Consider the following 20,640-nt stretch of genomic DNA (forward strand, 5'->3'; position numbering starts at 1 on the left):
GCTCCGGCCGAGCGGCCGACGTCCGGGGCGAGCGACATCGCCAGGCCGTTCGGGTTGGCGCCATAGCAGCAACCCGTCCGACAGCTCGCACCCGAACACTTGCTGGCGCACCAGTCGTGACCGGCTTCCAGTTGGGCTTCACAGCCGGGCGAACCGGCTGGCAATTCGATGTGTGCCGCCATGGGCCAGTGCCACCACACGCTCCTGACCCGCCGCGACCGGTAGCGACGAGATGATGACCTGAGGATTGATCGAATGCACGAAGATCCGGGCAGTCAAGGCAGCCGACGGCCGGCTTTGCTCCCCACTCCGACAACAACACCTCTCCACTACGGCGGAGGAGAAGCGCGAGGCGAAGTTGAACCGTACCGGGCGCGTCTGGAAAGAATCGCGCACGAGCTGAACAAGATCGCCGCGGCGCAGGCGGGCCGGCCCGCCACCGCGCACGACGTGGAGCGCGTCGATGACAACGCCGCCGTGTGGCAGCGGGTGCGCGACCTCACTTCCTCGGCGGACGAGATCCTCGCGATGCGCGCAGGGGACGCGAGGCACCGCGACTCGAAGGGGGCCCGGCTCATCACCATGGAGGCTCTGCGGCGTGGCGCCACGTTCCGCACAATCGTGCGCGCTGAGCTGATGAGCAGCCCTGACCAGGCCGCCCGGGTGAGAGAGCTGCATGCGGCAGGTGACCTGCACCGCGTCAGCGATGAGCCGCTGAGAGAAATGCTGGTGTTCGATCGAGTGGTCGCGTTCCTGGCGGTCTCGCCCGATGCGCGCCCCGTGGGGGCTCTCGTGATCAGGCAGCCGAGCATGGTCATGGCCTTGGTCGATCTCTTCGAACGGACTTGGGCAGGCGGCAGCGACGTCATGGCGGCCTCCGATCAGCTGGAGCGACTCACCCGCCGCGAGCGCGAGGTGCTCTCGCTGATGTCGCAGGGCAGATCCAACCGCGCCATCGCCCGCACCCTGTCGATCATGGACGTCACAGTCACCAAACACGTGGCGAACATCTTCACCAAGCTCGAGCTGTCCCCTGACGAGAGCGACCACCGGCGCGTACTGGCAGTACTCGCCTACCTTCGCAATCAGCAAAGGTAGAGCCAGCTCTACCTGGCGATCCTCGCCCCTGCACCCATGCTCCCGTTGGCACGATCCACTTCAATGGCCAGTGACGTCACCTAGCCGGGATCGACGCGCGCACCGACGGCACCCCCGCGCCATCCGCTGCGCGCCGCCATGGGCTGGGACGCGGCTCAAGCCGGACCGCGTCACCGTCACACCTGTGTCAAGACGTCCGCAGGAATGACAGAACCGGAAGTGAAGTCCCCATGACCACAACAGCTCTCATCACGGGTGCCAACAAGGGCATCGGTTCGAGAAGCGGCTGCTCGGCGAACGAGGCATCACCGCCATTGTGGGCGCGCGCGACGAGGAGCGAGGCAAGGCTGCCGCCGCCGCGCGAATCGGTCAGCCGCACATCCGGCTTGACGTCACCGATGCCGCCGGTGTGCGGGCGGCGCAATGAATCGAGCAGGAGTGCGGCAGGCCCGACATCCTTATCAACAACGCCGGCATCGTGGATAGACCGGAGGACGGCCGGCCCAGTACCGCCCCGTTGGGAGTCGTGGGGCGGGTATATGGGACCAACCTGTTCGGCGTGATCACGCCTGCTGGCCAGCTCGGCCTCGACCGCTGCCTGGACGTCGGCGACGTAGACGAGGTCGGCGAGGGGGGCGGAGCGCACTGCCACGGCACTCTCGCTGTGCTGTCACCGCACTGAATTGTTGATGGGAGGCTACCCGAGTGCGAATTGTCATACTTGGTCCTGTTCATGCCTTTACTGATGAGGGCGCGCCGATCGAGGTCGGCGGTGCCCGGCTGCGCATGCTGTTGGCCAGGCTCGCGCTGGAGGCGGGCCGCCCGGTCTCGGCCGACGGGCTGATCGAGGACCTGTGGGGCGAGGAGGCGCCGGTGGGCGCGGCCAGCGCGCTGCAGGGCCTGGTCTCGCGCCTGCGCAAGGCGCTGGGCGCGGCGGCGGCCGTCGAGCTGGTTGCCGGCGGCTACCGGCTGCCGGTGCGCGCACAAGACGTTGATGCGCACTGTTTCGAGGAGTTGGCCGCACGGGGCCGGCGCGAGCTGGTCGCGGGCCGCGCCAAGGAGGCGGCCCCGCTGCTGGGCGCCGCGCTGGGGTTGTGGCGGGGCGCGGCGCTGGCCGACGTGCTGGAGGCGCCGTTCGCCCGCAACCTGGCCACCCGCCTGGACGGAGTGCGCGCCGCCGCCGCAGAGGACCGTTTCGACGCCGAGGTACGGCTCGGCCGCCACGCCGACGTGCTGGCCGACATCACGACGGCCGCCACTGAACACCCGCTGAGCGAGCGCCTGGCCGAGCTGCTGATGCGCGCGCTGTCGGCGGCCGGCCGCCAGTCCGACGCGCTGGCGGCATATGAGGAGATCCGCGCCAGGCTGGCTGACGAGCTCGGCGTCGACCCGTCACCGGAACTCAAGGAGACGCACCTCGCGCTGCTCCGCGGCGAGCTGAACCGGCCGGTCGCCCACGCCGAGCAGGCTGCGCCGTCAAGGCTGCCCGCGCCGCTGACCAGCTTCGTCGGCCGCGACCGCGAGCTAGCCAGATTGGCCGAGCTGATGGCCGCCTCCAGGCTGGTCACGATCGTCGGGCCAGGTGGCGCGGGCAAGACCCGGCTGTCACTGGAGGCCGCGGCCCGCGACCACGCGCATGGCCGGGGCAGGGTGTGGTTCGTGCCGCTGGCCGGCGTGAGCGCGGAGGAGCAGCTGGCCGACGCGGTGCTGGGCACCATGAACGGTCTGTACGACAGCGGCATGATGCGGCAGGACACTCCGGTGGACCGGATGGCCGAGCTGCTGAACGTCGGCGACGCCCTGCTGGTCCTGGACAACTGCGAGCACCTGGTGGAGGCCGCCGCCGACCTGGCCGCGCAATTGCTCGACCGGCTGCCGCAGCTGAGGATTCTGACCACCACCCGCGAGCCGCTGGCCATCACCGGGGAGGCGCTGTGCCACCTCGGCCCGCTGGAGCTGCCGTCGGGGGAGCCCGAGCCGGCCGAGGCGGGCGAGTCTGCCGCGGTGCGCCTGTTCGTCGACCGGGCCGCCAGCGTGCGCCCCGGCTTCACACTCGACGGGGAAACGGTCGGCTCCGTGGTGGAGATCTGCTGGCGGTTGGACGGCATGCCGCTGGCGCTCGAGCTGGCAGCGGCCAGGATGCGCTCCATGGGCGTGGACCAGATCGCCCGCCGCCTCGACGACCGCTTCCGGCTGCTCACCTCGGGCAGCCGGGCCGCGCTGCCGCGCCAGCGGACGCTGCTGGCGGTGGTGGAGTGGAGCTGGGACCTGCTGGACCAGCAGGAGCGGGCGCTGGCCCGTCGGCTGGCGGCCTTCCCCGGCGGCGCCTCCCTGGCCGCGCTGGAGCGGATCTGCGTCGACGACTCCCTCTCCGCCGACGACGTGGTCTACGTGATCGGCTCGCTGGTGGAGAAGTCGCTCGTGCAGCAGGACGGCGAGCGGTACCGGATGCTGGAGACCGTCCGTGCCTACGCCGCCGCCCGGCTGGCCGAATCCGGCGAGGACGTCTCCGCAGGGTTCGCCGGGTACTTCCTCGCTTTGGCCGAGGAGCACGAGCCGCTGCTGCGCACCCGCGAGCAGCTGGAGGCGATCGTGGTCTTCGACACCGAGCACGACAACCTGGTGTTCGCGCTGCGCGGCGTGCTGGAGGCCGGGGACGCGCCCACGGCCGCGCGGTTCGTGCGGGCGATGTTCTGGTATTGGGGCATCCGGGGGATGGCCACCCAGTTCAACACCTTCCTCGACGAGGTGCTCGCGCTCGACACGCTGCCCGACGAGGCCCGCGCCGCATTCCAGGTGATCAGACTCGCGTCGGCCCGCCCCGCCGACGAGCTGCCCAAATCCGACGTCGACACGGCGGCGGCGCTGGGCTTCCATCCGGCGCTGCCGCTGCTGCGGATCTCCCAGATGGCGAGCGAGGAAGACCTCCAGCGGGCGCTGAACCATCCCGACCCCTGGGTGCGGGCCAGCGCGCACTGGGCGCGCGACTTCCTCCTGACCGAGCAGGGGGATCCGTTCACCGGCGCCGATTCCCGGCGGGAGGCGCTGCGCGGTTTCGAGGAGGTGGGTGATCGCTGGGGCCTGGTGATGTGCTATCTCAACATGGGCCGCGAGTACAGCCTTCGGGCCGAGTTCGACCAGGCCGTCACCTGGTACGAGCGGGCCCTCGCCGTCGCCACCGAGCTCGGCACGGAGGAGCACCTGTTCTACTCCTGGGCCGCCATCTCGACCCTGCGCATGCGCAGCGGCGACCTCGACGGCGCCCTGCGCGACCTCCACGCAGCACGACACCAGGCCAGAATGCGGGGCCACCGGCGGATAGAGGTCGAACTGCTGGCCTATCTGGCCGGCGTGTATCGCCGCACGCGTGACTACGAGCAGGCGGACCAGCTGCTCGACCAGAAGGAAGCACTCGTGCACCGCCTGCCGTACCCCGAAGAAGTGGGCAGGAACCTGATCGCCTCCGAGCGGATGGCGGTCAAGGTGGCTGCGGGACAGGCGCGGCAGGCACGTGACCTGCTGCCCCGAGCGATTCGCGGCCTGACGGCCTACGGCAACGCCAACGGCATGGCCTGGGGCACCGAGCTGCTGAGCGGACTGCTCTCGCTGGAGGGAGACCCCGAAGGCGCGGCGACCACGCTGGGCATGGCCCAGGTGATCCGCGGCGGGCTCTACCACGGCGATCCGGAGCTGGACACGCTGATCGACCGGCTCGTCGAGGAGCTCGGCGAGGACGGCTACCGCGCGGCCTTCGACCAGGGCGCCACCATGCCGCGCCAGGACGCGCTGAACCGGCTGGCCGAACATGCCGGCCAGCCGGTCGCGTCGTGAGAATTCAGCCCGCGTTCTTGCGGTAGGCGCGCATGGCCAGCGGGAAGAACACCGCGACCACTCCGGCCATCCAGAGCAGGCTGCCGAGCAGCGGGCCGGCGACGGCCCCGCCGTTCATCAGCCCCCGCAGCGTCTCCGACATCAGGCTGACCGGGTTGACCTCGGACCAGGCCTGCAGCCAGCCCGGCATGGTCTGAGAGGGGACGAAGACGTTGCTGGCGAAGGTGAGCGGCAGCACCAGGATCGTCATGATGCCCTGCACCGACCCGGGCGTCTTCACCAGCATGCCGAGGAAGACCGAGATCCAGCTGAAGCTCAGCCCGAAGGCGACCAGCAGGGGGACCGCGACCAGCAGGGCGAGCGGGGTGGTCTCCACCCGGTAGCCCATGACGGTCGCGAGTGCCAGCAGCACGGCAAGGGAGACGAGGTATCGGACGAGGTCGGCGAGCACCGCGCCGACGAGCGGCGCCGAGCGCGCGATCGGCATGCTGCGGAAGCGGTCGAAGACGCCCGTGCCGGCGTCGGTGTTCAGGGAGACGCCGATGCCGATGCTGGCCTGGAAGACGGTCATCACCATGATGCCCGGCACGATCGTCTGCAGGTAGGCGTCGACGTTGCCGCCGCCGATGGCACCGCCGAAGAGGTAGACGAACATCAGCAGGAACACCACCGGCGTCAGGATCACGTCGACGAGCTGCACCGGGGTCTTACGGATCTTGGTGATGCCTCGGCCGGCCAGGGCGAGCCCGTGCCTGGCGGCCTGGAGCGGGCCCACGCGCAGCGGGGCCTGGGGGGTGACGGTGTAGGCGCTCATGCCACGTTCCTCTCAGCAACGATGTTCTGCCTGGTCAGCGCCAGGAATACCTCGTCCAGGCTGGGCAGGCGCAGGCCTACCTCGTCAGCCGTGATGCCGGCCGCGTCCAGCCTTCTGACCAGCGCGGAGACCAGCATCGAATCGACGGCCGGCACGGTCAGCAGGCCGGTGTTCTCATCGCGGTCCGGGGTGTGGCCGGTCAGCTCGGTCAGGATCCGGCTCACCGCGTCCAGGTCGCCGGGCAGGGTGGGGCGCACGTGGAGGATCTGGCCGCCGACGCGCCGCTTCAGTTCGCCCGGCCGTCCCTCGGCCACGACCCGACCCTGGTCGATCACGGTGATCCGGTCGGCCAGCTGGTCGGCCTCCTCCAGATACTGCGTGGTGAGCAGGACCGTGGAGCCGTCGGCCACCAGGCCTCTGACCACGTCCCAGACCTCGTTCCTCGTGTGGGGGTCGAGACCGGTGGTCGGTTCGTCGAGGTAGAGCACCTGCGGCCGGCCGACCAGGCTCGCCGCCAGGTCGAGCCGGCGGCGCATGCCGCCGGAGAAGGTGGCGATCGGCCGGGCGGCGGCGTCGGTGAGCTCGAAGCGCTCCAGCAGTTCGGCGGCACGTGCCTTGGCCTGTCGCGTGGACAGGTTGAGCAGGCGGCCCAGCAACACCAGATTCTCGGAGCCCGACAGGCTCTCGTCCACTGAGGCGTACTGCCCGGTCAGCCCGATCAGCGAGCGCACCCGCACCGGATCCTTCACCACGTCGTAGCCGCCGACCGTGGCGTGGCCGCCGTCGGGCCGCATCAGCGTCGCCAGAATCCGTACGGTGGTGGTCTTGCCGGCCCCGTTCGGGCCGAGCACGCCGACCACTCTCCCGACCGGGACCTCCAGGTCGACGCCGTTGAGCGCGACCATGTCCCCGTAGCGCTTGACCAAGCCCTCGGCCCGGATCGCGTACGACATCGTGTCTCCTCTTCAGAACCTCGCCGTTCTCGATGGCGACAACGATGCCGACGGGCGCTGACAGCAGGCGGACGCCGCTCTGATACCCGCTGTTGGCGGGGTTGGGCCGCTGTCAGCGGTGCTGCGCACCGTATGGATGTGCACCAGACGTACGACGCATCTTCTTCGGTGGACCTCGCCGAGGTGATCGTCACGAAGTTCGGCAGGTCGCTGTCGGAGAGGGGCTGATGTCGTGCCCGTGGGAGGCGACGAAACTCCTCGACGCTGATGCCCGCCAGGGTTGAAAGCTTTGACGGCCGTGGAAACCTGGCTACGTGACGCGCGACATTTCGTTCTCTTCACCCACGATGGGGGGCGATCGCGACGTTGCAGGTCGAGGAGGACCGCGCGGCTGTACGAAGGTATCAATGTTGATCGGCATTGATACCTTCGTTCGCGGGCGCGGCGACGCTCATCGGCTTGCCCTCGAGTGCCACGGTGGCCTCGGTGCACTCGCCCCAGGGCGACCGGCGGATGCTACTGGTCTCCCTCAGCTTCTGCAGGGTCCCGCGGGCGTCGCGTTCCCGCCCGATGGCTTTCCGCCCAGTTGCGGCCCACCTGCCCTGGGCGGCTAGGTCGCGAAGAGCGGCGAGCCGATGTCGCAGGTCGGCGACCCGGTCGGCGACCTGGGGAGCCGGTCCCGCGATACGGCTGACCAGCCTTGCCCTTGTCTCGAGCGCGATGGACTGCGCGCTCTCCACCTCATCGACGAGGGCCGTGATCAGGAGCCGTTCCCCGGCAGCCTCCTTGATAGCGAGCGCCTCGTCGAGCTCGAGACCGATCCTGGTCAGCGACTCCTCCAGTCGGTCGAGTGTTGCCGTATCACTCTGTGCGCTCAGCGGATCCGTCCTGCATGCTCTGGGGGCCGTCGCCACGTCACGTTCGAGCCCGTCCAGGGGCTGACCCAGCGAGGCCGCGTTGACGCCGATCCGACGAGCCGACTCCTCCATGTGTGAGACGCGCGGCAGCAGCGCCGACCAGGCGGCGTCGGCGTCGGCCACCAACTGGCGACGCTGTGGTATGCCGTGGTCATCCTGGTGACCAGCTCGGTGAGCGTCACCCGTTCGACGGCCCTTGCCGGCCCTGCCAGGCTGTGGTTCTGGATGGGCACTTCGGGGCCGAAGAGCTCGATCGAACGACTGTTCAGCAGGTCGACTAGCGCATCCATGGCGCCCTGTTCCCGTAATCGCCTGGCTTGCTCCGCCGTACGACGGAAAAGCTCCCACAAGGACCACAGCGAGGCGATCACGGGCTGCACGGCCGCCTAGCGCTCCGCGGTGAGACCTGTCAGCTCGCCCCCGTCGAGAAGTCGATAGCCCATGTGCCTGTCGACGTTGAGCAGGTTGGCTGCGATATCCTTCTCGTCGCGTTCAACCTGGGCGAGAGCCTGCTCGACCTCGTGGTAGGTCATATTCCTCGGTGCCTTCGTCGTACACAGAATCCCCGTGTGATGAAGAAGATCCTGTTCGACTTCAGGTCGATAGGAACAGGAATTATTACGAATATTTACGCCGTTGCTACGCGTTTCTGACTGGAGGACTTCGTGGTGTTGGAGCGCGTCCGGTGTTCGCTAACTCCGCCACTCGCTGAGCCTGGACGCTGAGTCATGGCGAGCGAGGGTGCGGTCAGGAAAGCAGTTCGTACGCCAGGGTGACGGCGGCGACCACGACGATCAGCACGAGGAGCCCGAAGGCTTCAGGTCGTAGTTTCGGGGGTGTCATCATGCTCCTTGCGATCCGGGTGGGCAGGAAAGGCGGGCCACCGGAGTGCATCACAGTCCCACTTCGCGCCGGAGAAGGTCGTCGGACTCCTCCCTGCGGACCACGAGGCGGGCCCTGCCATCTGCCACCACGACGACGGGCGGGCGGCCCATGAGGTTGTAGGTGGAGGCCATCGAGTGGTTGTAGGCGCCGGTCGCGGCCACGGCGAGCAGGTCTCCAGCGCGGACGTCTGCGGGAAGCGGCACGTCGACCGCGATGACATCGCCCGACTCATAGTGATGGCCGACCACGGTGGCCGCCCGCATGGCCTCGCGCGAGCGCCGGCCGATCATCCTGACGGTGTAGCGGGCGCCGTACAGAGAGGGCCGTGGGTTGTCGCTCATCCCGCCGTCGACCGCGACGAACCTGCCCGCCGCCGCGCTTGACGGCGATCACCCGGTACAGGGTCAGCCCCGACGGGCCGCTGATCGCCCTGCCGGGAAGCTCCAGCCTGAGCTACTAACCCGACGCAGAGACGGTCCCGGTGCATGGAGGCTTGTCCGCGCCATGGCGGCCGTGGGATGCGATCCCCAGCCAGGGCAGACCGTCACCGTCCATCGTGTCGTTGAGCGCGCGCATGTCCCGCTGCATCTCCTCGCGCATCTCGACCAGGACGTGGGCGGTGAACACGGCGGCGTCGCGGCCCAAGCGCTTCCTCTCGGACGCATGCCAGGCACCTGTTCCCGGCATGATCGGGACGCGTGCACCATGCGCCCAGGACGCCTCCGGGCCGAACCTCTGGCTGTCCAACCGGAAACCGTTCCAGAGGAGACAATCATGGCGGCAGCGGAACTGCTCGTCGACCTCGGCCCCTGCGACGACAACGCCCACCTGTACATCAACGGGCGCCAGGTCGTCAGCACGACGCTCGGCGAGACCCGGCGCTTCCAGCGCGATCTGCCCGACGGCGACTACAACTTCCGGCTCGTGGTCACCAACGACGGCGCCTGGGCCTGGCGGGCGCAGCTTCGGCTCATCATCAACGGCACCACCCTGGCCGACATCACCGAAGTCGGTGGCAGCGGCCTGTTCACCGGTCAGGTCTACAGCGGCGAGTGGCAGTGCCGCATCGTGGACGGCAAGCTCACCGAGTTCGACTGATGAGCGTTCGACCGATGCGAGGTCACCCCATGAGCACAGCCATTGGCTGGACGGGTGCGGGGCGGGCCGGCGCGGCGGCGGTCCTGCTGGGAACCGGCCTGTGCTGGGCCGCAGCGGCGATCATCGGCCCAGCGTGGAGCCAGCCCGAGTCGCCGCACTGGGCCGCCGCCCATCCCACTCGCGCGGGGCTGGCCCTCACCTTCGACATCCTGTCCATCCCGTTCCTGATCGGGACCATGCTGGTGTGGCTGCTGCTGGCCCGCCCGGGCGCGCCGCGGCTGGCGTGGAGCGGGGCGGCGCTGCTCACGGGCGCGGCGGCCGGGCAGGGCATCGTGGAGGGCGTCGAGCTGGCCGGGTACCTGATCGCGCAGAGCGATAGAATCGACCCCTTGGCCTATTCCGACGTGCTCGGTTCGGGATCGGGGCTGCCGATGGTTGTGTTCGAGGTCCTGTTCATGGGCGGCGCGTCTCTCGGGCTGCTGCTCATGATGATCGCGCTGTGGCGGTCGCGGGCCGTGCCGCGGGTGGCCTGCGCCCTGCTGGTGGTGCTTCAGGCCGCCGAGTTCCTGGGGCCGCCGTTGCCATATGTGCTGGGCACCGGCGCGGTGCTGTCCTGGATGGCGGCGTCGGTGCTGCGCCGCCCGGTCACGACATGAGCGGGGCCGTCTCCCGGGCGATCGCCACCTGGCTCGCCGTGGCGGTGGCGGTGGAGACGGCCTTGTCCGGGCTGCTGTTCTGGCGCAGCGGGCTGCCGCTGGCGGAGCTGGTCGACGGCAACGGCCTGACCGCGATGCTGGCCGGGCTGTCCACTGGGGCTGTCGGCGCGTTCGTCGTGCGGCGGACGCCGGGCAACGCCCTGGGCTGGGTGTTCGTCGGCTGTGGCCAGTCGGAGGCGCTGGCATCGATCGGCTGGTCCTATCACGTGGCCGAGCCTGGCTCGCCGCTCGACGGGGTGGCTGCGTGGGTGGGGGCGTACGCGTGGATGCCAGGGTTTTTGATGTTCGCCGGGCTGGTGACCGTGCTGTATCCCGACGGGCGTCCGGCGTGGCGCCCCCTGGCGTGGGCATCGGGCTTGTGCTGCGCGATCGCGACACTGACGGCGTCCACGCTGCAAGGGCCGATGGCCGGCATAGGGCCACGCGCGGTCAACCCGCTCGCCCCCGGCGGCGGCTGGGAGCAGATCGGCGAGGGCGTCACCCTGGCGTTCTTCTACGCCACGGTCGTCTGCGGGCTGGCCGGCGGGGTGCTGCTGGTGGTGCGGACGTTACGGGCCACGGGCGTGCAGCGGCGCCGGCTCGCCTGGTTCTGCCCGTCGGTGGTCTTGGCGATCGTTGCGGCGCTGCTGCCCGGCGGCACGCTGCCCAACCTGCTGTCGGCGGTCTTCTTCCCTATCGGGCTGGGGGTGGCCATGGTGCGGCACCGGCTGTTCGACGGGGACCGGCTGCTCAACCGCACGCTCGTTTACACGGCGCTGACGTTGCTGGTGGCGGGGGTGTTCGGGCTGGGGGTCGGGCTGGCCTCGGCGGCGCTCGGCGGGCCCGGCGTGGGCGCTGTGCTCGCGGCCGTGGTGATCACGCTGGGACTGTCGCCCGCCCGCACCGCCGTGCAGCAGGTCGTGGACCGGCTGCTGTACGGGGCGCGGCGCGATCCGTACCAGGCGCTCACGGATCTGGGCCAGCGGCTGTCGGCCGCCCTCGCGCCCGAGGAGGTGCTGCCCATCATCGTCCGCACCGTCGCGGGCGCGCTGCGCCAGCCGTACGTCGCCGTCCGCCTGGTCGGCGAGTCCGCGCCCGCGGCCGCCTTCGGCACTGCGGGAGCCGCGGCCGTGGACGTGCCGCTGCGGCACGCGGGCGAGGACGTGGGCGTGCTCGCCCTCGGCCAGCCGGTCGTCGATCCCGGCGACGAGCGGCTCCTGCTCGACTTCGCCCAGCGCGCCGGCACCGCCGCGCACGCCGTGCGGCTCACCCACGAGCTGCGCCGCTCGCGCGACAACCTGCTCATCGCCCGCGAGGAGGAGCGCCACCGCATCAGCCGTGACCTGCACGACGGGCTCGGCCCGGCGCTGGCCGGCGTGGCGCTCGGGCTGGATGCCGCCCGCCGTTCGGCCTCCTCCGAGCAGGCGGCCGAGCTGCTGACCCGGCTGGAGCGCGAGGTGAAGGACGGGCTGGAGAACGTCAAGCGACTCGTGTCCGACCTGCGGCCGACCCTTCTGGAACAGTGCGGCCTGGTCGAGGCGCTGCGGCGGCACTGCGAGATGATCTCGGCGCGCGGGCTGCTGCAGGCGGTACTGGAGATCGGTGAGCTGCCGCCGCTGCCGCCGGACGTCGAGGTGGCCGCCTGCCGGATCGCGCTGGAAGCACTGACCAATGCCACCCGCCACGCCAGGGCCACCCGCTGCACAGTGCATGTCAGCGCTACTGGCGCGGCGCTGCACCTGTCCGTGCGCGACGACGGCACCGGCATCCCGCCCGACCTGGTGGTGGCCCGTGGCCTCGGCCTGGCATCCATGCGCGAGCGGGCCGCCGAGCTCGGCGGCGAGTGCTTGATCAGCGATGCGCCCGGCGGCGGCACCCTGGTCTCGGCGGCCCTGCCCCTGACGAGTCCCGCAGCGGGGCCCGCATGTTCCCCCGCGAGGCTTCCATGACGATCCGTGTGCTGATCGCCGACGACCACCCCATGTTCCGGTACGGCCTGCGTGCCGGGCTGGCCGACCTCGACGACATCGCCATCGTCGGCGAGAGCGCCGACGGCCGCACCGTGGTATCCGACGCGATCGAGACCAGCGCCGAGGTCGTCCTCATGGACCTGCACATGCCCGGCCTGCACGGCGTGCAGGCCACCCGCGAGTTGACCGCGGCCGCGCCCGACGTGGCGGTACTGGTGCTGACCATGTATGACGACGACGATTCGCTCTTCGCCGCGATGCGGGCGGGCGCACGCGGCTACCTGGTCAAGGGGGCGGACCGGGACCAGATCGTGCGGGCGATCCGGGCCGTGGTGGCGGGCGACGTGGTGTTCGGACGCCAGATCGCGGGGCGGGCGCTGGCGCACTTCCACGCCGCCGCCGCGCCGCGCCCCTTCCCGGAGCTGACGGACCGGGAGGTAGAGGTGCTTGAGCTGGTGGCACGAGGGCTGTCGAACACCGAGATCGCGCGGCGGCTGTTCGTCAGCGACAAGACCGTACGCAACCACGTCTCCAACATCTTCGCCAAGCTGCGGGTCGGTGACCGCACCCAGGCTGCGCTCCGCGCCCGGGAGGCGGGCCTCGGCGGCACCGGCGAGGCCGCATCCGAATACTGACGCGCCTGGTGAGACATAAATAGCCCTCGATGAGGCGCTAAAAGGGGGAGAGCATGGATTGGGGTACATGGCTGGCTGTGGCAGTATTCGTCCTCGTCTTTCTGGGGGCCAAGAAACTGTCAGATGTCCTGATGGCCAGATCGGAGGCGACCCACGACCACCAGCGGTGGAAGAAGACCGCGCTGGTGATGGCATCGATTGCTGCCGGCCTGCTCGTCAGCTTCCTTGTCGCGAGCCTTGTGGAGGCACTCAAGGACACGTTGGGGCCATAGGCGGCGCCGCCGCGGAGACCGACCATCGTCGTCTCATCGATCAGGCTGCTGCCGCCACTACACCCGAGGCGTTCGAGCTGGTCAGAGGTCTTCGACGTAGCCGACGGCGATGTCGTCGGGTTGGGATTGGGTTCGGCCCGTTCCGGGCGGGCGAGACCAGCCGCGCGCCCGGCCTGCTGCCCCGCACCCGGCTGGTGGACCTCAGCGGCGGCCGTTCCGTCCACGACAGCGACCCGGCTAGGTTCTCCATGATCTTCCGAGAATCTTGGAACCTGGATGAGGAAGCAAGGCGAGGGTGGACGGGGCGCGTGACCGGATCGCCGGACATGTGCGTCACCTTCGTAGCACGGTCAGGGCACGCGAGACGCAGGTCGCGGTGGTCGGCGGTGGCCATCCGGAAGCCGGGGGCAGGGGCCTGGTTGCCGTAGTCGCGATCCCACTCCTGGATGGCGGCGACGACCTGCTCGGCAAGGGGCGTAGCGCGCGGGCCGTGGCCGATGACGCCGATCTCCCAGAAGCGGCCCTCGGCGTCGTCGCCCTCGCGGATGGTCAGGTAGCCCAGGCTGTCACCGTCGAGCGCCGCCATGGAACCCCACCCGAAGTGCGGGGTGAACCCGGGCCGCTGGCCGGGCATCCGGGACAGGCCGTTGGGCAGGACGCACGCCAGCCACAGGTATACCCACTCCCAGGGCGGGACACAAGCACGCCGGATCGAGCACCTGCGAGCGCTGCGGCACCGTAAGAGGGAAAGTGCCGGGTGGCCAAGTCCATCTTCGGCACCACCTGGCCCTTCCCTTCTAGCGTGGAGACCTGACCTAAGGAGAAGGTTGGGTCGTGGGGGAGACGGGAAAGCCGATCGATCGCGCAGGTCGCAAACTGCTGGAACGATTGGCCCTGGCCGAGGCGACTGCCGCCGAGAGGGCGGCCGAGCTGCGCGAATAACTCATCGCAGCGGAGGAAGGCCTATACCAGTTGGCCACCCGCATCCCCATCCCGCTGATCGCCGTGACCGCGAGGAAGGCGTCCGGCACGTCGAAGACGCCCTCTGTGATGCCCTCGTTGAGGATGTCGATCAGCAACTGCCGGCCGTCGGCACGGAGCATGACCGCGGGACCGGCCAGCTCAGGGGAGAGGGCGTGTAGCTCGTTGTTGGCGACGACGGCAAGCAGGGGGAACTCGGCGTGGGCCAGGACGTGCGCGCGGACCACGCGGCGCAGGCGCGACTCGGGGTCGGCCGGGCCTTCCGAGGCCGCCTCGACCAGCCGCCGGTGGTGCTCCTCGTGACCGATGCGGACCAGCTCGGCCAGGACGTTCTCCTTGGCCGGGAAGTGGGAGTAGAGGGTCGACGAGCGGATCTCGCAGGCCTCCGCGAGGTCGCGGATGGAGGTGCCGTAAAAGCCCCGCTCGGCGAACAGCAGCAGCGCCTCGCGCAGGATCCGGCCGGAGGTGCCCTCCAACAGGACGTGCTCCGGGAGCCGGACGTCGGAAACGGCGATCCGGCGCTGGTTCGCGAGTGCTGCCGATCGATCGTTAGTCACGACCTCATTCTGCCGTGATGTCGCTCTGGTTGGTCTCCTTGAGCGCCAGGGCGGAGGCGAGGGAGACCAGCAGCGAGGCGCAGACGTAGGCGGCGACCGCCCAGATGCCGGAGGTGGTGAGCAGCAGGGCGGTGGCGATCAGTGGGGCCAGGCCGCCGCCGAGGACGGCGCCGATCTGGCCGGCGACCGAGGCTCCGCTGAAGCGCACGGCGGTGGGGAACTGCTCGGCGATGAAGGTGATCAGCGGCGCGTACATGATGGTCATGAAGCCGAAGGCCAGCGCGTAGGCGAGGTAGATCAGGGGGGTGCTGCCCGTGCCGAGCAGGGTGAAGAAGGCGAAAGAGAACCCGGCGGACAGGGCGGAGCCGGTGACGATCAGCGGGCGGCGGCCGAAGCGGTCGGACAGGCGGCCGCACAGGGGGCCGAGGACGATCACCATGATCGAGCCGATGGCGACCGCGATCAGCGGCACCTGCGCGGGTAGCTTGAGCTGGGTGGTCAGGTAGGAGCCGGCGAAGACGAGCAGCACGTAGAAGACGACGTAGAAGCCGAAGCCGGTGCCCACCCCGAGCAGGACGGTGCGGGTGTGGCGGCGGAAGACCTCCAGGATGGGTGCGGAGTGGCGGGTCCTGGTCTCGGTGAAGGCGGGGCTCTCCGGGGCGGTGGCGCGGATGGCCAGGCCGACGAGCACGAGCACGGCTGAGACCAGGAAGGGGATGCGCCAGCCGTACGAGAGGAAGTCGGCCTTGTCCATGCCGGCGACGGCCATGATCGCGATCGTCGCCAGGAGCAGGCCGGCGGGTCCGGCGGTGGGGACGAAGCTGCCGATGTAGCCGCGGCGGTGCCGGGGCGCGAACTCGGTGGTCATGAGCACCGCGCCGGTGACCTCGCCGCCATAGGAGAAGCCCTGGATTATCCGGAGGGTGACGAGGAGCACCGGCGCCCAGATGCCGATCGTGGCGTAGGTGGGGAGCAGGCCCATCGCGGTGGTGGCCAGGCCCGCGACCAGGAGGGTCATGACGAGCATGGACTTGCGGCCGATGCGGTCGCCGTAGTGGCCGGCGACGATCGCGCCGATGGGGCGGGCGACGAAGCCGATGGCGAAGCCGGCGAAGGCGACGAGGGTGCCAACGGTCGGGTCGGAGCTGGGGAAGAAGAGTGTGTTGAAGACCAGAGCGGTCATGAAGCCGTAGAGCAGGAAGTCGTACTGCTCGATGACGGTGCCCACGAAGCTGCCGATGGTCACCCGCAGGAGGGCGGGTCTGGGCCGGCTTTCGACGGTCATGGCGGGGGGTTCCCTTCCGAGCGATCGATCGGTAGGCCGAGAGTAGCCGACCGATCGATCGGTAGAAAGAGGCTTTTTCGGCGGGGGACGAGGACGTTGCGGTTTGGGCAATGTGACGATCCTGGGATGTCCGACCTGCACGGCCGGATGGCACCGAGGGTGCGGGAGCTCACCTCCGCGGTGGTCGCGCGGTGCGCCGCCGAGATCCCGTTCTACCGGGAGCTGCCGCCCGAGACCTTGAGGGGCGAGGTGACCCGTTCGGTCTCGGCCGTCCTGGCGATCCTGCTGCGCACGCTGCGCAGGCCCGACGCGGTGGGACCGGCCGATCTCACTCGCATCATCGAGTGGTCGGGGCGCGGGCCGAGGAGCGGCTGCCGCTGGAGGCGGCGGTGACCGCCTACCTCATCGGCGCCGAGGTCTGGTGGCAGGCGCTGGCCGAGCCCGGCGAGCTGGCCGCGGCCGGTGGGGGCTGCCCGGCTGCCTGTGTACGGCGATGCCCGCCGTCGCCCTGGCGCACCAGCAGGCAGCCGCACCTGGTCGGACGTGCAGCGCAATCCGCTGGCGCAGGTCCTGTAGGCCGTTCATCGCCAGGCTCGCAGTTCTTCCTCCCGCAGGCCGTTGACCACCCGCGGGAGGGGTGTCGAAGAGCATCACGGGGTGGGTTTCGTCTCAGTACGGCCAGCCGGGGTCGCCGGTCCTGGGGAAGGAGATCCACGTTCGGTGCATGGCGTCGGCGAGTTCTTGCGGCGCGTCCGATTCTGTCCGCGTGACCGCGTCGGCGAGGGGGTCGAAGACGACGCCGATCTCCAGGTGTGGCGGGCGCCCAGGTCCTGAACGGGGGAGCGCCAGGCGGCAGTCGCCTCGGCCAGGGCCAACGTTCCAGCAGTGACTTCGGGCGTTCACTCCGGAGTGTGGACACGGGGATCATGCGGGAGACAGAAGTACCTGCCAGCCAAGTCTCCTGGCAGGGAGCCGGGCTCCTCCTGACGTATCCGTCAGTAGAGTGCGGACATCCAGATGCTGTAGAGCACGGCGACGACCCGCTTCGGATCCGTTTGAGGCGTGCGGCCCAAGGCTTGGGTCAGATACCAGAACTTGCTCGCGCCTTCGCGCGGGACGTGGTGCGGCTCTCACTGTCTGGCCGCGTCTTGGAGTGCGGTAAGCAGTGTGTCGAGGGCGGGTTGGCCCCGTGAGGTCTCTCGCACGGCCGCGTGGATCGCCCTGACAGGCTCGGGATTGCGTACTTTGCGGATGACGACGGCTGGATGGCGGTTGACCAGCCCCATATCGGGGATAAGGCTCAGCCCGAGGCCGGCGGCGACGAACCCCTGCGCGGTGGGGTAGTCCTCGCTTTCCACCACGAAGTTGGGACTGAAGCCCGCCGCGGCGCAGCCGTCGAGGACCGCGTCGAGGCAGGGGCCGGGCCGTTCGCTGCGTACCCAAGGTTCCTCGGCCAGGTCGGTCAGGTCGAGGAGACGTTTCGCGGCCAGCCGGTGACCCTTGGGCAGGGCAGCGCGGTACGGGTCGTCAAGCAGGTGGACGAGGCGAACGCCGTCGTGGTGGCGGCCGTGGGGGGCGACCGCGATGGCCAGGTCGGCCCGGCCTTGCGCCACTTCTGGGAGCGGATCATCGGGGTCGGTCATCCTCAGGTCGATCCGTACCCCCGGGTGTTGTGTGCGGAGTTGGGCGAGCGCCGGCGCCATCAGAGTGGCGCCGGCGGTGGCGAAGTAGCGGATCGTCAGTCGTCCGGTACGTCCGGCGCGCAGGTCGGCCAGTGCCGTCTCGGCTTCGGCCAGTTGCCTGCTGATGATGGCCGCGTGTTCGGTGAGCAGCCTTCCGGCCACGGTGGGCTGCACGCCCCGGCCGACGCGTTCCAGCAGCGTCATCCCGGCCTCCTTCTCCAGCACGGCCACCTGCTGGCTGATCGCGGAAGGCGTGTAGCCGAGGTTGGTGGCGGCGGCGGTCACCGAACCGCTGGTGACCACCGCCCGGAGGATCTGCAGGCGACGCACGTCAAGCATGTAGGAAAGCTTAAAGGAGCTACACAACTTTTCACTTGTCCTATCGAGTCGGTGCCAGGCAGCCTGAGTGCTGGATCCGGACGAGATAAAGGGGCTTTCCGGTGCGCATGGCGATACTCGCACTTCTGTGGGGCTCGGCGTTTCTGTGGATCAAGCTGGCACTGAACAACGGGTTTACCCCGGTCCAGATCACCGTCACTCGCTCCGCGCTCGGCGCACTCGTGTTGCTCGGCCTGGCCTGGGCCGCCCGCCAACGTCTCCCGCGCGACCGCGGGACGTGGGCTCGCCTGGCCGTTGCCGCCTTCTTCTGCAATGCGTTGCCCTTCTTCCTGTTCAGCATCGGCGAGCAGAGCGTGGATTCTGGAGTGGCGGGCGTGCTCAACGCGACAACTCCGCTGTGGTCCCTGCTGATCGGCCTGGCCATCGGCACCGAGCGCGGGCTGTCCCCGGTACGGCTGGCCGGACTCCTTCTCGGATTCACCGGAACATTGCTGATCTTCGCACCCTGGCAGCAGCACGGCCTGCTGAGCTGGGGCGCACTGGCCCTGCTCGGGGCGGCGGGCAGCTATGCCATCGCCTTCGCCTACATGGATCGGCGGCTCACCGGAAAGGGCACCGCACCCCTCGCCCTGTCCGCGGCCCAGCTCATCGCCGCCACCGGGCTGAGCGCGGCGGCCCTGCCCGTCGGGGGAGCGGTAACAGGGCTGCAGCCGTTGGGCGTGCTCGCCATCGTCGTCCTCGGCGTCTTCAGCACCGGAGTCACCTTCTACCTCAGCTACCGCCTGATCGCCGACGAAGGCGCCACCAGCGCGGCCACGGTCGGTTACCTGCTGCCGATCGTCTCGGTGGTGCTCGGGGCGATCCTGCTGGGCGAGGCGCTCGGCTTCCGCGTCCTGACCGGCATGATCATCATCCTCGTCGGCGTCGGCATGACACGGCGGGCCACGCGGGCCCCCGCACCCACCACCTGAAACGGAACCGATGCACCTCGATTCGGCCTGGCGGAACCCTGGCTTCCGCACGCTGTTCACCGCGACCACCCTGAGTCAGCTGGGCGTCAACATCAGCTACGTCGCCGTGCCGCTCGCCGCCGTTTCCGCCCTGGACGCCGGCCCCGGCCAGGTCGGGATGCTGGCGACGCTCAGCACCATCGCATTCCTCCTCATTGGCCTGCCCGCCGGTGCATGGGTCGACCAGATGCGTCATCGGTGGGTACTGATCATCGCGGACCTCGCCCGGGCCGCCTTGTCTGCTTCCATCCCGCTGGCATGGTGGCTCGACGCGCTCACGCTCGAGCAGCTGTACGTGGTCGTCCTGCTGAGCGGCTGCGCCACGGTCTTCTCCGACGTCGGTTCCCAGAGCGTGCTGCCACGGCTGGTCGGCCGGGACGGTCTCGTCCAAGCGAACGCCGTGATCGTGAGCCTCATTGCCGCCGGCAACGTGGCTGGACGCGGCGCGGGCGGCGCGCTCGTCCAACTGTTCACCGCGCCTGTGGCCCTGGCAGGTACCGCCGTCGGCCACCTGGCCTCGGCGGTTCGCCTCCTGGCCATCCCCGGCAGCGCGCCCACTCCGCCCAGCGCCGGAGCGCAGGTACGGCTGGCCACGCAGATCGCACAAGGGCTGCGCCACGTATTCAAAAACCGGGAGCTGCGTGCCCTCGCGCTCACGGCGACCCTCACCAACCTCGGCTCCTCGATCGCCAACACCATGCTCCCGGTGCTGTTCACCCGGGAACTCGGGCTCTCTGCAGGCGTGCTTGGCCTGTTCTGGGCCGCAGGCGGAGCCGGGTTGCTGCTCGGCGCCCGCTGCGCCCGCTCGGTCTCCGGGTGGCTCGGGCACGGTCGAGCCCTCGGCCTGGCCGGGCTGTGCCTGGCGCCCGCAGGGCTGCTGGTCCCGCTCGTCGGGCGCGGCCCCTGGCTGTGGCTGGCCGGGGCCGGCTGGCTGCTGGCCATGTTCAAGACAGGCATGGACAACGTGCTGGGTGTGAGTCTGCGACAGCGGATGACGCCCGATGACCTGCTCGGGCGCATGAACGCGACCTTCCGTTTCGTGCTGACCGGCGCGCTCGCGGTCGGCTCCGCCGTGGCAGGGGTGATCGGTGAACTGGCCGGAGCCCGCGCTGCCCTGTGGGTGGGCGGTGCCGTACTCGCGACGGCCTTCCTGCCGGTCTTCCTGTCGCCGGTGCGCGCGCGCCGGGACCTACCCCGTGCCGAACCCGTCCGGCATTGATGAGCTGGGCACCAGTATCGCGGACCAGCTCGATCGCCCGGCGAGTGGCCTGCAGCTCGGTCTCCAGCTCGGCGATGCGCCGTTTGGCGGCCGCTAACTCGGCCTTCTCGCTGCTGGTCAGGCCGGGCTCCAGGCCGCGGTCGATGCGGTCTTGCCGCCGCCATGTGTAGATCGTCTGAGTGCTGATCTCGAGATCGTGGGCCAGGTCAGTAGCCTTGCGGCCCGCCTCGAGCAGATCCAGCACCTTGCGCCGGAATTCCGGCGGGTAGCCCCGTCGTCCCATGCCACTCTCCTTTCATCGAGTGGCACAAGAATCTAGTAATCCACCTCCACTTAGACGACGTCTCATTTGGTGAGTCGGCGGTAGCAGATGAGGGCTGCGGCGATCGCGACGAAGGA

At 69.8% G+C, this 20,640-nt stretch carries 21 protein-coding genes and 1 pseudogene; 10 read left to right on the forward strand and 12 right to left on the reverse strand.

Annotation, left to right across the window (positions count from 1 at the left end; genetic code table 11):
• The first annotated feature begins 255 nt into the window (after positions 1-255).
• Entirely contained in the window at positions 256-1,098 is an 843-nt protein-coding gene (locus tag ACFSKW_RS50340; protein ID WP_379582186.1) for a LuxR C-terminal-related transcriptional regulator, read from the forward strand.
• A 187-nt stretch (positions 1,099-1,285) separates the two neighbouring features.
• Here ACFSKW_RS50340 and ACFSKW_RS50345 read toward each other — a convergent pair whose 3' ends face one another.
• Complete coding sequence (locus ACFSKW_RS50345; protein WP_379582188.1) at positions 1,286-1,750, reverse strand: hypothetical protein; 465 nt, start codon at positions 1,748-1,750, stop codon at positions 1,286-1,288.
• Between the two features lie 134 nt (positions 1,751-1,884).
• On the opposite strand from ACFSKW_RS50345, the gene ACFSKW_RS50350 reads away from it, so the two are divergent.
• A complete protein-coding gene (locus ACFSKW_RS50350; RefSeq protein WP_379582190.1) occupies positions 1,885-4,929 on the forward strand; it encodes an AfsR/SARP family transcriptional regulator in 3,045 nt (1,014 codons plus the stop codon).
• 4 nt (positions 4,930-4,933) lie between these two features.
• Here the strand turns inward: ACFSKW_RS50350 and ACFSKW_RS50355 are convergent, their stop codons facing one another.
• The 6 genes from ACFSKW_RS50355 to ACFSKW_RS50380 all read right to left on the reverse strand — a co-directional run bounded on the left by ACFSKW_RS50355 (position 4,934) and on the right by ACFSKW_RS50380 (position 9,143).
• The gene (locus tag ACFSKW_RS50355; protein WP_379582192.1) at positions 4,934-5,743 is read right to left on the reverse strand and encodes an ABC transporter permease; all 810 of its coding nucleotides are present in this window, start codon (positions 5,741-5,743) and stop codon (positions 4,934-4,936) included.
• The gene (locus ACFSKW_RS50360; RefSeq protein WP_379582194.1) at positions 5,740-6,696 is read right to left on the reverse strand and encodes an ATP-binding cassette domain-containing protein; all 957 of its coding nucleotides are present in this window, start codon (positions 6,694-6,696) and stop codon (positions 5,740-5,742) included. Before ACFSKW_RS50360 ends, ACFSKW_RS50355 begins: the two co-directional genes overlap by 4 nt.
• A 404-nt stretch (positions 6,697-7,100) precedes the next feature.
• Positions 7,101-7,739 carry a hypothetical protein gene (locus tag ACFSKW_RS50365; protein ID WP_379582196.1) on the reverse strand — a complete coding sequence of 213 codons (639 nt, stop codon included), beginning with the start codon at positions 7,737-7,739 and terminating at the stop codon, positions 7,101-7,103.
• Between the two features lie 260 nt (positions 7,740-7,999).
• Positions 8,000-8,146, reverse strand: coding sequence for a hypothetical protein (locus tag ACFSKW_RS50370; protein ID WP_379582198.1), 147 nt, complete (start codon positions 8,144-8,146; stop codon positions 8,000-8,002).
• Between the two features lie 360 nt (positions 8,147-8,506).
• A complete protein-coding gene (locus tag ACFSKW_RS50375) occupies positions 8,507-8,839 on the reverse strand; it encodes a hypothetical protein (RefSeq protein ID WP_379582200.1) in 333 nt (110 codons plus the stop codon).
• A gap of 115 nt (positions 8,840-8,954) precedes the next feature.
• Positions 8,955-9,143 carry a hypothetical protein gene (locus tag ACFSKW_RS50380; protein ID WP_379582202.1) on the reverse strand — a complete coding sequence of 63 codons (189 nt, stop codon included), beginning with the start codon at positions 9,141-9,143 and terminating at the stop codon, positions 8,955-8,957.
• Positions 9,144-9,272: 129 nt separating this feature from the next.
• Between ACFSKW_RS50380 and ACFSKW_RS50385 the strand changes: the two genes are divergently transcribed.
• From ACFSKW_RS50385 to ACFSKW_RS50405, 5 genes are read left to right on the forward strand one after another with little or no spacing between them, the layout of a single operon-like run.
• Complete coding sequence (locus tag ACFSKW_RS50385) at positions 9,273-9,596, forward strand: hypothetical protein (RefSeq protein WP_379582204.1); 324 nt, start codon at positions 9,273-9,275, stop codon at positions 9,594-9,596.
• Between the two features lie 29 nt (positions 9,597-9,625).
• A complete protein-coding gene (locus tag ACFSKW_RS50390) occupies positions 9,626-10,252 on the forward strand; it encodes a hypothetical protein (RefSeq protein ID WP_379582206.1) in 627 nt (208 codons plus the stop codon).
• Entirely contained in the window at positions 10,249-12,240 is a 1,992-nt protein-coding gene (locus tag ACFSKW_RS50395) for a sensor histidine kinase (RefSeq protein WP_379582208.1), read from the forward strand. Before ACFSKW_RS50390 ends, ACFSKW_RS50395 begins: the two co-directional genes overlap by 4 nt.
• A complete protein-coding gene (locus ACFSKW_RS50400; protein WP_379582210.1) occupies positions 12,237-12,896 on the forward strand; it encodes a response regulator in 660 nt (219 codons plus the stop codon). Before ACFSKW_RS50395 ends, ACFSKW_RS50400 begins: the two co-directional genes overlap by 4 nt.
• Before the next feature lie 53 nt (positions 12,897-12,949).
• Positions 12,950-13,168, forward strand: a complete 219-nt coding sequence (locus ACFSKW_RS50405) for a hypothetical protein (protein WP_379582212.1) — start codon at positions 12,950-12,952, stop codon at positions 13,166-13,168.
• A gap of 40 nt (positions 13,169-13,208) precedes the next feature.
• Here ACFSKW_RS50405 and ACFSKW_RS50410 read toward each other — a convergent pair whose 3' ends face one another.
• From ACFSKW_RS50410 to ACFSKW_RS50420, 3 genes are all read right to left on the reverse strand, one after another.
• Positions 13,209-13,754: a hypothetical protein gene (locus ACFSKW_RS50410; protein ID WP_379582214.1), complete on the reverse strand. Its 546-nt coding sequence runs from the start codon at positions 13,752-13,754 to the stop codon at positions 13,209-13,211.
• A gap of 229 nt (positions 13,755-13,983) precedes the next feature.
• Positions 13,984-14,706, reverse strand: a complete 723-nt coding sequence (locus ACFSKW_RS50415; RefSeq protein ID WP_379582216.1) for a TetR/AcrR family transcriptional regulator — start codon at positions 14,704-14,706, stop codon at positions 13,984-13,986.
• Between the two features lie 4 nt (positions 14,707-14,710).
• Positions 14,711-15,991, reverse strand: a complete 1,281-nt coding sequence (locus ACFSKW_RS50420; protein ID WP_379582218.1) for an MFS transporter — start codon at positions 15,989-15,991, stop codon at positions 14,711-14,713.
• A 126-nt stretch (positions 15,992-16,117) separates the two neighbouring features.
• Between ACFSKW_RS50420 and ACFSKW_RS50425 the strand changes: the two genes are divergently transcribed.
• The gene (locus ACFSKW_RS50425; protein ID WP_379582220.1) at positions 16,118-16,384 is read left to right on the forward strand and encodes an RsbRD N-terminal domain-containing protein; all 267 of its coding nucleotides are present in this window, start codon (positions 16,118-16,120) and stop codon (positions 16,382-16,384) included.
• Positions 16,385-17,121: 737 nt separating this feature from the next.
• On the opposite strand, the gene ACFSKW_RS50430 is transcribed toward ACFSKW_RS50425, so the two are convergent.
• Positions 17,122-18,012 (reverse strand): LysR family transcriptional regulator, encoded by an 891-nt coding sequence (locus ACFSKW_RS50430; RefSeq protein WP_379582222.1) that lies wholly within the window; start codon positions 18,010-18,012, stop codon positions 17,122-17,124.
• 107 nt (positions 18,013-18,119) lie between these two features.
• Between ACFSKW_RS50430 and ACFSKW_RS50435 the strand changes: the two genes are divergently transcribed.
• Both ACFSKW_RS50435 and ACFSKW_RS50440 read left to right on the forward strand, forming a co-directional pair.
• Positions 18,120-18,983, forward strand: a complete 864-nt coding sequence (locus tag ACFSKW_RS50435) for a DMT family transporter (RefSeq protein WP_379582224.1) — start codon at positions 18,120-18,122, stop codon at positions 18,981-18,983.
• 10 nt (positions 18,984-18,993) lie between these two features.
• Positions 18,994-20,241, forward strand: a complete 1,248-nt coding sequence (locus ACFSKW_RS50440; protein WP_379582226.1) for an MFS transporter — start codon at positions 18,994-18,996, stop codon at positions 20,239-20,241.
• 64 nt (positions 20,242-20,305) lie between these two features.
• On the opposite strand, the pseudogene ACFSKW_RS50445 reads toward ACFSKW_RS50440, so the two are convergent.
• Positions 20,306-20,524: pseudogene (locus ACFSKW_RS50445) on the reverse strand (transposase); the annotation flags it as partial.
• Between the last annotated feature and the right edge of the window lie 116 nt (positions 20,525-20,640).

Origin of the sequence: Nonomuraea mangrovi, from assembly GCF_042681425.1 — a bacterium.
Lineage (GTDB): Bacteria > Actinomycetota > Actinomycetes > Streptosporangiales > Streptosporangiaceae > Nonomuraea > Nonomuraea mangrovi.

What these genes read in the sequence shown, in the direction of transcription:
- ACFSKW_RS50400 (WP_379582210.1), top strand. Translation starts at nt 12,237, where the DNA reads ATGACGATCCGTGTGCTGATCGCCGACGACCACCCCATGTTCCGGTAC.
- ACFSKW_RS50435 (WP_379582224.1), top strand. Translation starts at nt 18,120, where the DNA reads ATGGCGATACTCGCACTTCTGTGGGGCTCGGCGTTTCTGTGGATCAAG.
- ACFSKW_RS50430 (WP_379582222.1), bottom strand. Translation starts at nt 18,012, where the DNA reads ATGCTTGACGTGCGTCGCCTGCAGATCCTCCGGGCGGTGGTCACCAGC.
- ACFSKW_RS50410 (WP_379582214.1), bottom strand. Translation starts at nt 13,754, where the DNA reads ATGGCGGCGCTCGACGGTGACAGCCTGGGCTACCTGACCATCCGCGAG.
- ACFSKW_RS50425 (WP_379582220.1), top strand. Translation starts at nt 16,118, where the DNA reads ATGTCCGACCTGCACGGCCGGATGGCACCGAGGGTGCGGGAGCTCACC.
- ACFSKW_RS50355 (WP_379582192.1), bottom strand. Translation starts at nt 5,743, where the DNA reads ATGAGCGCCTACACCGTCACCCCCCAGGCCCCGCTGCGCGTGGGCCCG.
- ACFSKW_RS50340 (WP_379582186.1), top strand. Translation starts at nt 256, where the DNA reads ATGCACGAAGATCCGGGCAGTCAAGGCAGCCGACGGCCGGCTTTGCTC.
- ACFSKW_RS50360 (WP_379582194.1), bottom strand. Translation starts at nt 6,696, where the DNA reads ATGTCGTACGCGATCCGGGCCGAGGGCTTGGTCAAGCGCTACGGGGAC.
- ACFSKW_RS50440 (WP_379582226.1), top strand. Translation starts at nt 18,994, where the DNA reads ATGCACCTCGATTCGGCCTGGCGGAACCCTGGCTTCCGCACGCTGTTC.
- ACFSKW_RS50405 (WP_379582212.1), top strand. Translation starts at nt 12,950, where the DNA reads ATGGATTGGGGTACATGGCTGGCTGTGGCAGTATTCGTCCTCGTCTTT.
- ACFSKW_RS50420 (WP_379582218.1), bottom strand. Translation starts at nt 15,991, where the DNA reads ATGACCGTCGAAAGCCGGCCCAGACCCGCCCTCCTGCGGGTGACCATC.
- ACFSKW_RS50375 (WP_379582200.1), bottom strand. Translation starts at nt 8,839, where the DNA reads ATGAGCGACAACCCACGGCCCTCTCTGTACGGCGCCCGCTACACCGTC.
- ACFSKW_RS50385 (WP_379582204.1), top strand. Translation starts at nt 9,273, where the DNA reads ATGGCGGCAGCGGAACTGCTCGTCGACCTCGGCCCCTGCGACGACAAC.
- ACFSKW_RS50370 (WP_379582198.1), bottom strand. Translation starts at nt 8,146, where the DNA reads ATGACCTACCACGAGGTCGAGCAGGCTCTCGCCCAGGTTGAACGCGAC.
- ACFSKW_RS50395 (WP_379582208.1), top strand. Translation starts at nt 10,249, where the DNA reads ATGAGCGGGGCCGTCTCCCGGGCGATCGCCACCTGGCTCGCCGTGGCG.
- ACFSKW_RS50390 (WP_379582206.1), top strand. Translation starts at nt 9,626, where the DNA reads ATGAGCACAGCCATTGGCTGGACGGGTGCGGGGCGGGCCGGCGCGGCG.
- ACFSKW_RS50350 (WP_379582190.1), top strand. Translation starts at nt 1,885, where the DNA reads ATGCTGTTGGCCAGGCTCGCGCTGGAGGCGGGCCGCCCGGTCTCGGCC.